The organism is Actinomadura barringtoniae, from assembly GCF_017573505.1.
Lineage (GTDB): Bacteria > Actinomycetota > Actinomycetes > Streptosporangiales > Streptosporangiaceae > Spirillospora > Spirillospora barringtoniae.
Genome location: NZ_JAGEOJ010000006.1, coordinates 89,196 through 103,987, shown reverse-complemented (window position 1 = coordinate 103,987; position 14,792 = coordinate 89,196). Strand labels below are relative to the sequence as shown.

The following is a 14,792-nucleotide window of genomic DNA, read 5'->3' as shown; positions in this document are numbered from 1 at the left end:
TCCATGGAACCCACTTCGCCCATGAAGTCCAGGACGGTGCCGGCCGCGGCCCTCGCCGTCGGCGCCGCGTTCCTCGCCATGTTCGACGCCACCGTCGTCAACCTGGCGATCCCCGACCTCGCCAAGGACTATCCCGCCGCACCGGTCGCGGACCTGACCTGGGTCATCAGCCTCTACGTCGTGATGCTCGCGGCGTTCCTCGCGCCGGCCGGGCGGATGGCCGACGTGCTGGGCCACCGCGTGGTGTACCTGTTCGGAACGGGGCTGTTCACCCTCGCCTCGCTGCTCTGCGCGGTCGCTCCGAACCTCGCCACCCTCATCGCCGCCAGAGGCGTGCAAGGGGTCGGCGCCGCCGCCATGCTCCCCGCCTCTCTCGCGCTGCTGCTCCGCCACACGCCACCGGCCCGCCAGCCGCGGGCCATCGGCCTGTGGGGCGCGTCGAGCGCCGTCGCGGCGGCGGTCGGGCCGAGCGGCGGCGGGCTGCTGGTCGACGCGTTCGGCTGGCGGGCCATGTTCGCCATCAACCTGCCGCTCGGCCTCCTGCTGGTGCTCGGCTCCTGGCGCGCGCCGAAGACCGCGGGCGGCGGCGGACGGTGGCCTGACCTGCTCGGGACCGCCATGCTCGCGCTGGGCGTCGGCGGCGTCGTCCTCGGCCTGACCCAGGGGCAGTCCTGGGGCTGGGGCGACCCGCGCACTCTCGGCGTCCTCGGCGTCGGCGCCGCCGCCGTCGCGATCGCCCTGTGGCGGTCGGGGCGCCACCCGGTGCCCGCCGTCGAGACCTCCCTGTGGCGAAGCCGCCGGTTCGCCGCCGCGAACGTGATCTCCTTCGGCTACGGGATGGCCTTGCTGCCCTGGCTGCTGGTCGGCGTGCTGTTCCTCACCGAGGTCTGGCACTACTCCGAGCTCGAGGCCGGGCTGGCGCAGAGCCCGGGCGCGTTCACAGCGGCGGCGAGCGCGCTGCTGTTCCCGCGCCTGTTCGGCAAGTACGGGCCCAGGCTGCCGATCACCGTGGGCGCCGGGATCATGGTGCTGACGGCCGTGTGGATCTATCTCGGGCTGACCTCGGAACCGAACTTCCTCGGGTTCTGGCTGCCGACCGGGCTGCTCGTCGGCATCGGCATGGGCGCGCTCGCCACCGGCTCGGCCACCGCCGCCGCGCTCGCCGTCGAACCCGTGCGGTTCGCCGGAGCGATCGGGCTCAACACGGCCGCCCGGCAGGTGGGCGGTGCGCTCGGCGTCGCCTCGCTGGCCGCGATCCTTCCGCAGGGCGTCACCGCGGAGGTGGCCGACTACGTGCACGTCTACGAGTTCTGCGGAGGCGTCTCGCTCCTCGTCGTCATCGTCGGCGCCGTGCCGAACCTCAGCGCCGCGCGCGTGGCGCGGCCCCCGGAGACCGTCGCCGAACCCGGCACCTGACCACCGGGCCCGGTGCCGACCGCCGAGCCCGTACCTGACCGCTGAGCCCGGTGCCGGCCGCCGAGCCCGATTCCGACCAGCCTGAGCCAACGGAGTCCTCATGGATGGCAAGCAACACCGGCTCTTCATCACCGCCGTGTCGGTGGTGCCCGTCCTCGGCCTGCTGGCCGCGATGGTGCTGCTGTGGAACCGCGCCTTCGGGGTGAGCGACCTCGTCAGCCTCGTCGTGATGTACACGATCGCGGGCATCGGCATCAGCACCGGCTTCCACCGGCTGCTCGCGCACAGGTCGTTCAAGACCCACCGTCCGATCGCCGACGCGCTCGCGGTCGCCGGGACCATCGCGGGCCAGGGACCGGCGATCATCTGGGCCGCCCACCACCGCCGCCATCACCGCATGTCCGACCGGGACGGCGACCCGCACAGCCCGTACCTCTACGGCGGGCGCACCAGGATCGCGGTGCTGAGGGGGCTCTGGCACGCCCATCTCGGCTGGCTGTTCGACGAGGAGCTGACCTCCGACCCGATCCGCTACTGCCCGGACCTGGTCCGCGACCGGCACCTGCGATGGATCAGCGAGCACTTCGTCCTCATCATGATGCTCGGGTTGGTGGTCGTCCCGGCGGGCATCGGCTACGCCGTGAGCGGCGGCGACCCGATGAGCGCCCTCACCGGCCTGGTGTGGGGCGGCCTGGTCAGGCTGTTCCTGCTCAGCCACCTCACCTACGCGGTGAACTCCATCGGGCACTTCGCCGGCCGCCGGCGCTTCAGCACCGCCGACGAGTCCCGCAACATCGGCTGGCTGGCGATCCCGTCGTTCGGCGACTCGTGGCACAACAACCACCACGCCTTCCCGCGGTCGGCGAACCACGGCATGCGCTGGTACGAGGCCGACCTCAGCGCGCTGTTCATCAAGGCGCTCACCCGTACCGGCCTCGCCTGGGACCCGATACGGATCGACCGGGACCGGATCGAGGCGCGGGCGGCGGGCCTGTCGCGCGTCGGCGGCGGCCGGCACGTCCCGGCGCAGCCACCGGCGCCGCTCTCCGAACGCAGGCGGGCAAGGTCGGCCGCCGCGTCGGCGGCCGACGCCGGCGACATCGAATAGGAGTCCTGCGTGGAATCGCTCTGGGAGTCGTTGCTGAACGCCGGGCGCGGCCGGTTGCACTGCTGGACCGGGGAGGCGTTCGCCGAAGCGGGCTGGGACGAGGTCGCCGCCGACGCCACTCGCATGGCCGGTGACCTGCGGGCCCGCGGCGTCGGGCCGGGCACGGTCGTCGCGGCCATCCTCACCAACAGCCCGCTCGCCGTACGCGGGGTCCTCGCCGTCTGGCTGGCCGGAGGCGCCGTCGCGTCGCTGCCGGTCCCGGCCCGGGGCATGAGCGCCGAGGAGTACATCGAGCAGATCACCGGCGTCTGCGGGCGGACCGGTTCGCCGATGCTGCTCAGCGACGGCGCGGTGCTGTCGGCCTTCCCCGAGGAGACGCGCACGTCCCTCAACGGCCTGGCCTGGGAGTCGGTGGGGCGGGGGCGGCCGCTCACCGAGCCGCCCGCCGACGACGACGTCGCGTTCATCCAGTACTCGTCCGGCAGCACGGGCAGCCCGAAGGGCTGCATGCTCACCCCGCGCGCCATCACCGCACAGCTCGCGATGATCCTGGAGATGACCGGCGCCGATCCGCAGCGCGAACGGGTCGTCTCCTGGCTGCCGCTCTCCCACGACATGGGGATGTTCGGCTGCCTGCTGTTCCCCTGGGCGTACGACATGCCGCTCGCGTTGTCCACGCCCGAACGGTTCATGATGGGCGGCCGCAGCTGGTTCGGGGACCTCGCCGAGTTCGGCGGGACCATGACCGCGGGCACCAACACCGCGCTGTACATCGCCGCCCGGGCCCAGCGCGGCCGTCCGCTCGCCAAGCCGTTGAACCTGCGGACGGCGATCATCGGCGCGGAACGCGTGGAACGGACGACCCTGCACGCGGCCGTCGCGGCGTTCGAGGGCAGCGGCCTCACGCTCGACCGGTTCATGCCCGCCTACGGGATGGCCGAGGCGACGCTGGCGATCTCCGCGACCGCGCCCGGCGCCGAGCCGCGGTTCCTCGCGGTGGACGGCACCGCGCTCGCCGACGCCCGGATCGTCGAGGCCGCGCCGGACGACCCGGCCGCGTCGTGGCTCGTCGGCTGCGGCTCGCCCTGCCGCGGGACCGAGGTCACGCAGTCACAGCCGGGCGCCGTGAGCGAGCTGCTGGTCCGTTCGCCCAGCCTGGCCGCCGGCTACCACGGGGATCCCGAGCGGACCGGGAGCCGCTTCACCGAACGCGGGCTGCGCACCGGCGACCTGGGGTTCGTCCAGGACGGCGAGCTCTTCCTCGTCAGCCGGCTCGACGACGTGATCTCCGTCGGGGGCCGCAACGTGAACCTGCGGGAGATCGAGCTGGCGGTGGAGGCCCTGGACTCCGTTCACCACGGCGGCACCGCGGTCCTGGACGTCGGCGGCGAGCGCACCGCGCGGCTGGTCCTGGTGACCGAGCCGCGGCGCCGGAACGCCGACCTCGGCGAGATCGCCCGCGCCGCCGCCGGGATCGCCCAGGCCAAGGCCGGGATCGTGCTCGACGAATGCGTGTTCCTGCAGCGCGGGACCGTACCGAAGACCCCCAGCGGAAAGATCCAGCGCTTCCGCGCCCGCCAGCTCCTGCTCGCCGGCGAACTGCCGACCATCGCCACTCTCGACCTGGAAACCGGCTGACCTCATGAGGAGTACCCGATGACCACCCTGTCCACGGACGTCTCAGCCGAAGGGCAGTCGCCCTACAAGGGCGCCTCCGGTGAGGCGATCCGGCACCACTACGACCTGGGGAACGAGTTCTACTACCTGTGGCTGGACCGCAGCCGCACCTACTCGTGCGCGCTCTGGGAAGGCGAGGACGACGATCTGTACAGCGCGCAGCAGCGCAAGCTCGCCTACATGGCGACTGGGGCCCGCGCGACCGGCGCCAAGCGCGTGCTCGACATCGGCTGCGGCTGGGGCAGCATGCTGCGGCACCTGGTGGAGGTCCAGGACGTCGAGCACGTGGTCGGCCTGACCCTGAGCCCGGCCCAGCTGGAGTCGATGAAGGAATGGACCGACGAGCGCTACGACGTCCGCGTCCAGAACTGGCTGGACCACGAGGAGACCCGCTACGACGCGATCATCTCGCTGGGAGCGTTCGAGCACTTCGCCCGGCACGGCATGAGCCGCGAGGAACGGATCGAGGCCTACCGGACGTTCTTCGGCCGGTGCCGCGACTGGCTGGCGCCGGGCGGCCGGCTGGCGCTCCAGACCAACGTGGCGGGCCGGGCCCGGGCGGTGGACCGGCAGACCGTCAAGGAGATGCTCTTCGTCATCGAACGCATCTTCCCCGAGTCGGTGATGCCGCCGATCAGCGACATCATCGAGGCCAGCGAACGCACCTTCGACGTGGTCACGGTCCGCAACGACCCCGACCACTACGTGCGGACCTGCCGGTTCTGGGCGGAGACCCTCACCTCCCGGCGCGAGGAGGCCGAGGCGGTCGTGGGCGCCCAGACCGTGGCCGACTACCTCCACTACCTGGAGTCGTCGGCGCGCCAGTTCGAACGCCGCAACCTCGGGCTCGCCCGGATCATCTTCGAACGGGTCTGACCAGGCGCCATGATCCCCATCAGCCAGCGGACCGTCACCCACCCGAGCATCGTCACCGACGCGACCATCGTCCTGCGGGGCGCCTACGATCTCGACCGTCTCGAGGCGGCCGCCCACGAGGTCGGCCGCCGCCACGAGGCGCTCCGCACGACGGTCGACCTGGACGCCGACGAGCAGCGGGTCCACCCGTACACGCCGGAGACCGTGGCCTTCCACCGCCGTTCCGCCGAACCGGGCCACCTCCTCGAGACCCTGGACCGCTGGGCGCGCGTACCACTGGACCCGGCCGAACCGCCGGTCTTCCGCGTGGAGGCCGTCGCGGAGTCCGAGCGTTCGCTGGCCCTGCACGTGGCCGTCCCGCACGCCGTCGCCGACATCGCCTCGATCGAGATCGTCGTCCGCGAACTCATCCTGGCCTACCGCGACCTGATGTCAGGCGGCCCGATCACCCTGCCACCCGTGCCCGCCCAGTTCGCCGACCACCAGCGCCGGCGCGCCGACCTGATGGAACGCGAGGACCTCTGGTCACCAACCGGCGCGGGCGCCCGCGCCGTCGACTTCTGGTCCCACCGCCTGACCGGCGCCGAACCCCCCGCCTTCGGCCGCCCCGCCCGCGGCCGGCCGCCCGGCCCCCGCATGAAATTCCTCAACACCCGCCTAGAGCGCGGCCTAGTAACCCAGCTGGACCAACTATGCGCCTCGGCACACTGCTCGACCTTCCACGTCGTCCTAGCCGCGTACGAGGAGGCGGTCGCGACCCTGACGGGCTGCTCCGAGGTCACCACCACCTGCGTCGTCCACGGCCGAGGCCGCCCCGAGTTCCGCGACACCGTAGGCCTGCTCACCAACGAGATCGCCTTCCGCCGCCGCGTCACGGCCCCAAACCGTCAAGCCCACCTGTCCGCGGTCGCCACCGACGTCTACCTCACCTACGTCCACCAGGAATATCCACTGGAAGCAGTGGCCACCCGCTGCCCCGAGGCCGCGAGCTGGCTGGACAAACACCGTTTCCGCGGCCTCTTCCTCCAGTACCGCGCCGACAAGTACGGCCTAGGCCTGAAGAACGCCCTAGACGGCGTAGAGCTCACCTTCCCCCAAGAGTCCCGCGCGATGCTGGACTCCGTCATGCCAGGAATGGCCCTCCTCAGCGTCGACCGCGACGGCCCAGAACTCTCCCTAGAGCTCATGTTCGACACCCGCCGCTGGATCGCCACCGAAATGGCCGACCTCCACCAAGCCGTCCACAACGCCCTAACCACCTACGCCCTAACCCCCAACGCCCCCGTCCTACAACCCACCTAACCCACCCAACCAACGCCAACGCCCCGGGTCGACGATGTGAACGCCTGGATCTTTCACGACGGCGTCGGGTACGGCGTGGGGTCCTTCTTTCCGAAGGGCGACGAGTTGTGGGTGCAGGACAACACGCCCGAGGGTGGGTGGGGCGTCGCCGCGTCGGTCCAGAGGTACATCAAGGACAAGGACGAGTGGGCCGCCATCACCTCGTGCAAGGCCAACGATCAACTGAGCGGCGCCACGAAGTGCAAGCCGGTGAACATCGCCGAGGGCGCCCTCGTGCGCGTGCACGCCTGGATGGTCAAGGGCAGTGAGACCAAGTGGCACTCCTACAGCACCACCACCCACGCCTGACCTGCGAGAGTGGCCCGTCGTGCGCGGAGGGCCGTTCTCGGGGGTGTTAGCGCAGTTGGCGGAAGGCGGCTCGGAGTTCGGCGGCGAAGAGTTCTGGTTCCTCCCAGGCGGCGAAGTGGCCGCCTCGGGCGGCTTCGCCGAAGTGGGTGAGGGTGGGGTAGATGGCCTCGGCCCAGCTGCGGGGGGTGCGCCAGATTTCGCCGGGGAACGTGCTGAAGCCGACTGGGATGCGCGGGGGTGGGAGGGGGCTGCTGCCTGCGGCGGGTGCGTCTGGGCCGTAGGCCTCCCAGTAGGAGCGGGCGGCTGAGGTCCCTGTGCCGGTCAGCCAGTAGGCGGTGATGTTGTCGAGGATGTGGTCGCGGGTGAGGTTGCCCGAGGGCCTGCCGTCGACGAACGCGCTGGCGATCTTGTAGTACGAGTCGGTGTCGTGGTCGATCATCCAGGCGGCGAGGGCGGACGGGGAGTCCAGGAGGGCGTAGCCGATGGTCTGCGGCCGGGTGGCCATCTCGATGAAGTAGCCGTTCCCGCTGGTCTGGAACGTCTTGAGTGCGGCGAGGGCGGCGCGTTCGGCTTCTCCGGTGGCCGGTAGGGAGGACGGGTCGTTGAGTGCGGGGACGAGCAGGTTGGTGTGGATGCCGGCCAGGCCTTCGGGGCCTTGTCGTCCCATGGTGTCGGTGACGCCTGCGCCGACGTCGCCGCCTTGCGCGACGTAGCGGTCGTAGCCGAGGCGGCGCATGAGTTCTGCCCAGGCGCGGGCGGTGCGGGCGAGGTCCCAGCCGAGCTCGGTCGGCAGTCCTGAGAAGCCGTAGCCGGGGAGCGACGGCAGTACGAGGTGGAACGCGTCCGCGGCGGTGCCGCCGTGCTTGGTGGGGTCGGTGAGCGGGCCGACGGAGTCGATCATCTCGATGACCGAGCCGGGCCAGCCGTGGGTCATGATCAGCGGCAGCGCGTCCTCGTGCTCGGACCTGACGTGCACGAAGTGGATGTCCACGCCGTCGATCTCGGTGACGTACTGCGGCAGTGCGTTCAGCCGGGACTCGACCCGCCGCTCCTCATATTCCTTCGCCCAGTACTGCCACAGCGCCTCCATCGTGGCGAGCTGGACGCCCTGCGTGCGGTCGCCGGCGAGCTCCCGGTTCGGCCAGCGCGTCGTCGCCAGGCGGCGGCGCAGATCGTCGAGCGCCTCTTCGGGGATCTGCACGGTGAACGGTCGGATGACGATGCCGGCCTGCTGCTCGGGCGTGGTCATGTCAGGGCCTCCCTCTCTGTCGGACCGACGCTGGAAGCCCCCGCTCGCTCAGTCCACGCCGACAGCCGACGAGCGACAAGCCGGGAATCCAACACTCGGCCGAAGGTGGCCTTAATCAATACATTCTGGGTTATAGGTGACTCCATGCCCGAGGGGATGAGCGGAAGTCGAGAAGTCAGGCGGGGGTCCAGCCGAGGGTCTGCTCGAGGCGCTGGCCTTCGCAGTGGGAGTCGCTGGAGATGAAGTGATCGCCGTTGCCGGGGACCAGGCAGCGGTAGAGGGGGCGGGCGCCCGACACGGGCTGGGTGTAGATGCTGCCTACCGGGCCCAGCGGGAACTGCCCCTCGCAGTTGGGGTCCCGGGTGAGCAGGTTGTGGCCGCCGACCTTGCACTCGTACAACGGAACGGTGCCGGGCACTTCGCGGCGGAACAGGCGCCAGGTGGCCTCGGCGGTGAAGCCCGGGGGCAGCAGCCGGGAGGAGGCCCAGTGCCCGCGTCTGGGGTTGTTGCCCCGGACCAGGCGGGTGTACGGGAGGGACTCGAAACCGCAGGAAAGCTGGGCGGGGGACAGGTCGTTGCGGTTGGCCAAAGCCCAGGTCGCCCAGGCAGGCTTGGCGGCTTCCGAGGGGGCGCGCAGCCCCAGAGCGAGGCCCCCGGCCACCTCGTCAGGGTTGTCGCTCATGCGGTGGTAGACGTAGTTGCTGATGCCGGGGGTGCCCAGGACGTTCCGGAACGAGTCGCAGACGGCGGACGCCTGGCGTTGCGGGGTCGACGGGGCCGCTGAGCTGAGGCCGCTCTCGGTCAGCTGGATGTCCCAGGCGTGCGGACGGCTCGGGTAGCGGGCGTGCAGCCATCCGGACAGCACACCGAGATTGCCGTACGTGACGTAGGGATAGTCGTCCGGGCTGGACGTCGGGTCCCGCAAGTCCTTCGGGTACGGATGGAACGCCACGCGCCAGGATCGTTCGCCCGCCTTGGCGGCCAGGGACGCGAGCACCGTTTCGCCCGCGAGGGTGGCATCGGAGGCGGCGGGCCGCTGGAGGGCCGAGCCGAACTGGTGGTCCAGCGAGATCAGCACCTTGGCGGTGGACTGCTCGGCGGTGATCCGGTCGTAGGCGGCGTTGTAGTTGGCGGAGATCTCGTTCAGCCAGGCGGTGACGTCGCAGGGTGTGCCCTGCCCGCAGCCGATGTCGAACCAGGTGTTGCTGTTGACCTCGTTGAACACCACGAAGTCGGCGACCCTGCCGTGACCGTGCCGCCCGTCGTAGCGGCGCGCGAGCATGCCGGCGAACCGGCCGTAACCCGCGGCATCGTTCGGCGTACAGAAGATCTCGAAGCCGGCCGCCGCCGGTGAGCACGCCTTGCCGCTGCGGGCCCAGGAAGGCACGCCGTACGCGACGCCGGTCACCACCAGGCCACGCGACGTCCAGTCCGCGATGTCCGCGTCGAGCTGCGCCGGGACCTGGAAGCAGTGACCGTCGTAGGTCTCCTCGTTCGCCGCGCACGGCGCCTGCTTGCGGGTCGGCTCCCACTGCGACCAGACCAGGTTCATGGCCACGCCGCCGGTGTTGTTGCCCGCGATCTCGGCATGGTCGGGCCAGAAGTCCGGCTGGAGCGACTTGATCCGGTAGTCGGTGCGTTCGGGATAGGGCAACGGGGCGTCGGCCCAGGCCACCGGTGTCAGCGTTACCAGGAGCGAGAGCACGGCGACGAACGCGGCGGCCAACAGGCGGGGAGCGGTCACGGCAGCGTCCTTACGTAGCCGAGTGGACCTTCCTTTGTGTGACCTTCGCACGTGTCGCCCGCGGAGTCGATCAACCGGCCGCCGCGTGATCTGAAGGAGGACGGCTAGGGGGCGACGGTGGTCAGGGGGCGACGGTGGCCTCTACGGGGCTTGCGCGTAGGGCGAGCGACGTCGGGAACAGGATCGTCGCGAACGTCAAGGCCAGCGCGGTTCCGGCGATCGTCGGGTAGATCCAGACCGGTCCGCCGGGCAGTACCGAACCGTCCAGCGCCAGCCCGAACGGGACCAGCGCACCGGCGGCGACCGCGGTGCCGAGCAGGATGCCGACCAGCGCCGTCACCAGCGCCTCGACCGACATCATCCACATCACCTGGCCGCGGGTCGTGCCGATCAGCCGCTGCAGTGCGAACTCGCCGCGACGTTCGGCGGTCGCCACGAGCAGCGAGTTGATGAGCGCGATCACCGCGTAGCCGACCACCACGGCGGCCAGCAGGAAGCTCGCCACCCGGCCGGTCTGGTCGCCGTGCGCCTGTGCCCGTGCCCGGGCGCGGTCGGCGACGACGACGCCGGGGATGCCTGCGGTCGCGTTCCGTACGGCCGTGGTCAGGTCCGCGGGCGACACGCCTGGCTTGGCCTTCACCAGGATCTGCGGCAGCAGGCCGGACGTGGTGCGGGGTAGCAACGCGGTCGCGGGCACCATCGCGTAGCCGAATCCGCGTGGCGGGGTGAACGACGCGACGACCGTCATCGTGCTCGCCTCTCCGTTGCCCCAGCGCAGCCGCACGCGGTCACCGACGTGCGTGCCCCTGTCGCGCAGCACGTTCGTGGGCAGCACGATGCTGTCGCCGGTCAGGCGGCCGTAGTCGCCCTGCACCGCCGGGTGTCCGATCGTCTGGCGTGCGCCGGACGCGGTGACTCCTTGCAGGTCGATCCGGCTCGGCCTGACCCGGCCGGTCGCGGTGCCGCCGGAGCCGAGAACGGTCTCCAGGCGCGCCTCGCTGGACACCGAGGCGGACGCCCCGGCGACCTGCGGCAGGCGGGAGAACGTGTCCACGAGCGACGGCGGCAGTGCTCCGCTCTGGGAGCCGACCACGGCGTCGGCCTTGAGACCGTCGTTGAACATGCGGTCGGAGGCGTCGTCCTGAGTGGTCTGCAGGTAGATCAGCGCGGTGGCCAGGCCGGTCGCCAGCATGATCGGGATGACCGCCGAGGCCAGCCGGACCCTGCGCACCGAGGCGTTCATCATCGCCAGTTGTCCCGACAGGCCGGTGAGCAGGCCGACCGGCCGGCGCAGGGCGGCCGCCAGCCAGCGGCACAGGCCGGGGGACACCAGGGCGATCCCGACCGCCCACAGCATCGCGGCGGGCCCGGCCGTGCTCGCCGCGATCGGCCCGGTCATCACCACCGCCGTCACGATCGCGAGCGCGGTCGCACCGGCCAGGAAGAGGAACGCCAGGCCCATGCGGATCGGGCTGACCCAGCGGGTCTGCAGCGTCGCGTCCGCCATGGCCTCGGTCGGCCGGACCTTCGACACCCGGTAGGAGGCGATGAACGCGGCGGTCAGCGCGGCGACCAGCGTCACGCCGAAGCCGGCGAGCCGCGGGATGAACCCCTGCCTGAAGAGCATCTCGTCCGGGATCAGGTTCTGATCGACCAGGACGTCGTACAGGACGTGACCGAACGCGAGCCCGGGCACGAGTGACAGCCCGGCGGCGAGCAGCGCGATCACGAACGTCTCGGTCATCACCAGGCGGCGCAACTGCCCGGGCGTGACCCCGGTCGCGCGCATCAGCGCCATCTCCCGGCGGCGCTGCTGCACCAGCATGCCCACGGTGCTGCCCACCACGAAGATCGCGACCAGGGTGGCCAGGCCTCCGAACGCGCCCGCGAGCGGGATGAGGTTCTGCTTGCCGCTGATCGCGTCCGGGAACTCGGCGACCCCGCGGTCGTCGCCCCGGAGCACCTGGGCGCCATGGCCCGCGACGGCGGCGCTGATCGCCTTGGCGAGCGCCGCCGGGTCGGTGCCCGGGGCGGCGAGCACGCCGATGGCGTCGATCTTGCCGGGCCGGTCGTACAGCCGGGCGGCCTCGCCGTCGGAGAACAGCAGCGCCGCCCCGGTGGCGGTCCGGCTCTCGGCGATCCCGCTGACCCGGAAGGCGTGCGGTACGCCGCGTACCAAGGCCTTGAGCTTCGCGCCCGGACGTACGCCCAGCTTCCGCGCGGTCGCGCCGTCCACCACGACGTCGCCGGACGCGGCCGGCTCGGCGCCCGCGACCAGCGTGTACGGCGACAGCGGCGCGCTGGACCAGCCGTGCCCGGACGCCGAGACCGGCAGGCCGGCCAGCGCGGTGATCGGAACGGAGACGTCCGGCACGGCGGCCGCGACACCCGGCACCTTGGCCACGACGTCCACGAGGCGCTCGTCCAGCAGCACCCGTTCGGTCATCGGGTCGGTCGCGTCGCCGACGGCCTGCCCGGGATAGCTCTGGCTGCCGGTCACCACGACGGGCGCCGCGGCCAGCCGTTCCGCCCGGACGTCGGAGCGGATGCCGGTCTCCAGCAGGCCGCCGCACGCCTGAACGACGACGGCGCCGACGAACAGCGCGACCAGCGACGCCAGGAAACCGCCCTTGCGGAACCGCAGGGTCTTGAGCGCGAGACGCAGCATCAGCCCACTCGTTCCGCATCCGTGGGTGTAACCCCCGCGGGCCGCTGCGTGCGGGCCCACGCGCCGAGCCGGGTCATCTGCGTGGCCACCTGCTCGGCGGAGGGCCGCTCGAGTTCGGCGCTCACCTGGCCGTCCACCAGGAACACCACGCGGTCGGCGTGCGAGGCGGCCACCGGATCGTGCGTCACGATCACCGCGGTCTGCTCGCCGCCGTCCACGGCCTCGCGCAGCAGCCCCAGGATCTCCAGTGCGGTCTGGGTGTCCAGGGCGCCGGTCGGCTCGTCCCCGAACAGCAGCACGGGCCGGGTGACCAGGGCGCGGGCGATCGCCACGCGCTGCTGCTGACCGCCCGACAGCTCGCCCGGACGGTGCTTGCGGCGGGACGCGAGACCGGTGCGCTCGATGACCTCGTTCACCAGCCTGCGGTCGGGCCGCCTGCCCGCCAGCCGCAGCGGCAGCGTCACGTTGTCCACCACGTTCAGCGCGGGCAGCAGATTGAAGTTCTGGAAGACGAACCCGATCCGGTTCCTGCGCAGCTTGGTCAGCGCGCGCTCGTTCATCGCCGTCAGGTCCTGGCCCTCCAGGAACACGCTGCCGGAGGTCGGCCGGTCCAGGAGGGCGGCGCAGTGCAGGAACGTGCTCTTGCCCGAGCCGGACGGGCCCATCACGGCGGTGAACGTGTGGCGCCGGAAGCCGACCGAGACCCCGGCCAGCGCCGCCACGGCGTTGCGCGACCGCCCGTACACCTTGTGAACGTCCTGCAGACGCAGCAGCTCGTCCGCGGCCCGTCCCTGTGCCGAATGCATGCCCAGATCCTGAACGGCACATGATCGACGACGCATCGTCCTGCATGGGGAACCGGCGGCTCACCCCTGAGAGGGAGCCCGATCCGGTCGCCGGGGGCGGCGGAGGGAAACGACCGGAACGGAGGCGCGGTCGGGCCCCGTCGTGATGAGGAACCCTGACTCAGTCCGCGGTGTCGGAGAGGTCCTTGATGGTGGTGCGCAGCCACTCCATGTCGGCCTTCTTGGTCGTCGCGGCGAGCGTGAGCATCGCCTTGCGGAAGCGGTCTGTCATCTCCACCGCGCGGATCGGCCGGTCTCCGTCGTAGAAGTAGCTGGCGGGCTCCTCGTAGAACTCCAGCCGCCGGCGCAGCACGCGTACCTGATCGGCCGGGTCCGGCAGGAAGCCGAGGAAGGCGAGCAGGGTCAGGAACGAGTTGCGGTCGGTGATCTCCACTTCGGCGGGCTCGGCGAGGCGGCGCATGAGCTCTTTCTCGCCGGCGGGTGTGAGGGAGAGGACCTGCCGGGGTGTCGCTCCGCTGCCCGGCTCCTGGTGGCGGGTGAGGTGGCCCGCCTTCTCCAGCCTGGTGATCGCCGGGTAGAGCGCGCCGTCGCTGACCGGGCGGATGTGGCCGGACAGCCCGGAGATCTTCCGCTTGAGCTCGTAGGCGTGCGTCGGCTGCTCGTACAGGAAGCCGAGGATGCTCAGGGTCAGCATGGGGCCATCGTATCGACCCAACTCGAAAAGTGTTGCCTCTAATCGAGTGTCTCGATTAGAGTGCACCGCATGGAGACGAACTACCTCTCGACCCGTGATCACGTCCGCCTCGCCTACGTCGACAGCGGCGGCTCCGGCGAGCCGATCCTCGCCCTGCACGGCGCGTTCGGGCGCGGACGCGCGTGGATGACCCTCGCCGGCCACCTCGGCCCGGACTGGCGCGTCATCGGCCTGGACCAGCGCGGTCATGGCCTGTCCGACGAACCCGGCGACTACGGACGCGAAGCGTACCTCGCCGACACCGCCGACGCCATCGAGGTGCTCGGGATCGGCCCCGCGATCCTCGTCGGACACTCCCTGGGCGCCATCAACGCCTTCCAGCTCGCCACCCGCCGCCCCGACCTGGTGCGGGCCTTCGTCGCCGTCGACTTCCCCGCCGAGGCCGGCGACTACACCAACCGCTGGCTCGACGACTTCCCCGAACGGTTCCCGACGCTGCGCGCCCTCCGCGCGGCCATCGGCGAGCACATCGCGGGCTTCGGGTCACTCGACCACTTCCAGGAGAACGCCTTCGAAGACGAGCGCGGCTGGGGCTTCCACTGGCGTCCCGACACCATCCACGCGCTGAAGAAGGGCGTGATCGGCGACTGGTGGGAGGACTGGACCGGAAGCGATCAGCCCGCTCTTCTAGTGCGTGGCGGCGCCAGCCCCGTCGTCCCGTTGGACCACGCGAAGGAGATGGCCGAACGGCGTCCCGGCACCGAGCTGGTGACCATCGACGGCGCCGGTCACGACCTCTACCTCACGCATGATCGCGAGTTCGGCGACGCCGTCAGCGGCTTCCTCTCGCGGATCGCCGTTTCCGTTTAGCGAGGGCAGCGGAGCCCTTGGGGTGGCAGACGAT

General features: G+C 71.3%; 12 protein-coding genes. 7 read left to right on the top strand and 5 right to left on the bottom strand.

The genetic code is table 11. The annotated features are described in order from the left end of the window. The first annotated feature begins 3 nt into the window (after positions 1–3). From J4573_RS15815 to J4573_RS15790, 6 genes are all read left to right on the top strand, one after another. Positions 4–1,416, top strand: a complete 1,413-nt coding sequence (locus tag J4573_RS15815) for an MFS transporter (protein WP_208256240.1) — start codon at positions 4–6, stop codon at positions 1,414–1,416. A gap of 100 nt (positions 1,417–1,516) precedes the next feature. Next, positions 1,517–2,524 (top strand): acyl-CoA desaturase, encoded by a 1,008-nt coding sequence (locus J4573_RS15810; protein WP_208256239.1) that lies wholly within the window; start codon positions 1,517–1,519, stop codon positions 2,522–2,524. 9 nt (positions 2,525–2,533) lie between these two features. Further along, a complete protein-coding gene (locus J4573_RS15805; protein ID WP_208256238.1) occupies positions 2,534–4,162 on the top strand; it encodes an AMP-binding protein in 1,629 nt (542 codons plus the stop codon). An 18-nt stretch (positions 4,163–4,180) separates the two neighbouring features. Further along, entirely contained in the window at positions 4,181–5,077 is an 897-nt protein-coding gene (locus J4573_RS15800; RefSeq protein ID WP_208256237.1) for an SAM-dependent methyltransferase, read from the top strand. Between the two features lie 9 nt (positions 5,078–5,086). Beyond that, a complete protein-coding gene (locus J4573_RS15795; RefSeq protein WP_208256236.1) occupies positions 5,087–6,379 on the top strand; it encodes a condensation domain-containing protein in 1,293 nt (430 codons plus the stop codon). 36 nt (positions 6,380–6,415) lie between these two features. Then, positions 6,416–6,727, top strand: coding sequence for a hypothetical protein (locus tag J4573_RS15790; RefSeq protein ID WP_208256235.1), 312 nt, complete (start codon positions 6,416–6,418; stop codon positions 6,725–6,727). Positions 6,728–6,773: 46 nt separating this feature from the next. On the opposite strand, the gene J4573_RS15785 is transcribed toward J4573_RS15790, so the two are convergent. The 5 genes from J4573_RS15785 to J4573_RS15765 all read right to left on the bottom strand — a co-directional run bounded on the left by J4573_RS15785 (position 6,774) and on the right by J4573_RS15765 (position 13,888). Beyond that, positions 6,774–7,976 carry an epoxide hydrolase family protein gene (locus J4573_RS15785; protein WP_208256234.1) on the bottom strand — a complete coding sequence of 401 codons (1,203 nt, stop codon included), beginning with the start codon at positions 7,974–7,976 and terminating at the stop codon, positions 6,774–6,776. Between the two features lie 175 nt (positions 7,977–8,151). Then, positions 8,152–9,720 (bottom strand): DUF5722 domain-containing protein, encoded by a 1,569-nt coding sequence (locus J4573_RS15780; RefSeq protein ID WP_208256233.1) that lies wholly within the window; start codon positions 9,718–9,720, stop codon positions 8,152–8,154. Positions 9,721–9,841: 121 nt separating this feature from the next. Continuing rightward, positions 9,842–12,388: an ABC transporter permease gene (locus J4573_RS15775; RefSeq protein WP_208256232.1), complete on the bottom strand. Its 2,547-nt coding sequence runs from the start codon at positions 12,386–12,388 to the stop codon at positions 9,842–9,844. Next, the gene (locus J4573_RS15770) at positions 12,388–13,194 is read right to left on the bottom strand and encodes an ABC transporter ATP-binding protein (RefSeq protein WP_208256231.1); all 807 of its coding nucleotides are present in this window, start codon (positions 13,192–13,194) and stop codon (positions 12,388–12,390) included. The genes J4573_RS15775 and J4573_RS15770 overlap by 1 nt, the downstream gene beginning before the upstream one ends. A 160-nt stretch (positions 13,195–13,354) precedes the next feature. Then, positions 13,355–13,888 carry a PadR family transcriptional regulator gene (locus J4573_RS15765; protein WP_208256230.1) on the bottom strand — a complete coding sequence of 178 codons (534 nt, stop codon included), beginning with the start codon at positions 13,886–13,888 and terminating at the stop codon, positions 13,355–13,357. Positions 13,889–13,957: 69 nt separating this feature from the next. On the opposite strand from J4573_RS15765, the gene J4573_RS15760 reads away from it, so the two are divergent. Then, entirely contained in the window at positions 13,958–14,758 is an 801-nt protein-coding gene (locus J4573_RS15760) for an alpha/beta fold hydrolase (RefSeq protein ID WP_208256229.1), read from the top strand. Positions 14,759–14,792 lie beyond the last annotated feature (34 nt).

What these genes read in the sequence shown, in the direction of transcription:
- J4573_RS15815 (WP_208256240.1), top strand. Translation starts at nt 4, where the DNA reads ATGGAACCCACTTCGCCCATGAAGTCCAGGACGGTGCCGGCCGCGGCC.
- J4573_RS15810 (WP_208256239.1), top strand. Translation starts at nt 1,517, where the DNA reads ATGGATGGCAAGCAACACCGGCTCTTCATCACCGCCGTGTCGGTGGTG.
- J4573_RS15800 (WP_208256237.1), top strand. Translation starts at nt 4,181, where the DNA reads ATGACCACCCTGTCCACGGACGTCTCAGCCGAAGGGCAGTCGCCCTAC.
- J4573_RS15795 (WP_208256236.1), top strand. Translation starts at nt 5,087, where the DNA reads ATGATCCCCATCAGCCAGCGGACCGTCACCCACCCGAGCATCGTCACC.
- J4573_RS15785 (WP_208256234.1), bottom strand. Translation starts at nt 7,976, where the DNA reads ATGACCACGCCCGAGCAGCAGGCCGGCATCGTCATCCGACCGTTCACC.
- J4573_RS15775 (WP_208256232.1), bottom strand. Translation starts at nt 12,388, where the DNA reads ATGCTGCGTCTCGCGCTCAAGACCCTGCGGTTCCGCAAGGGCGGTTTC.
- J4573_RS15770 (WP_208256231.1), bottom strand. Translation starts at nt 13,194, where the DNA reads ATGCATTCGGCACAGGGACGGGCCGCGGACGAGCTGCTGCGTCTGCAG.
- J4573_RS15765 (WP_208256230.1), bottom strand. Translation starts at nt 13,888, where the DNA reads ATGCTGACCCTGAGCATCCTCGGCTTCCTGTACGAGCAGCCGACGCAC.
- J4573_RS15760 (WP_208256229.1), top strand. Translation starts at nt 13,958, where the DNA reads ATGGAGACGAACTACCTCTCGACCCGTGATCACGTCCGCCTCGCCTAC.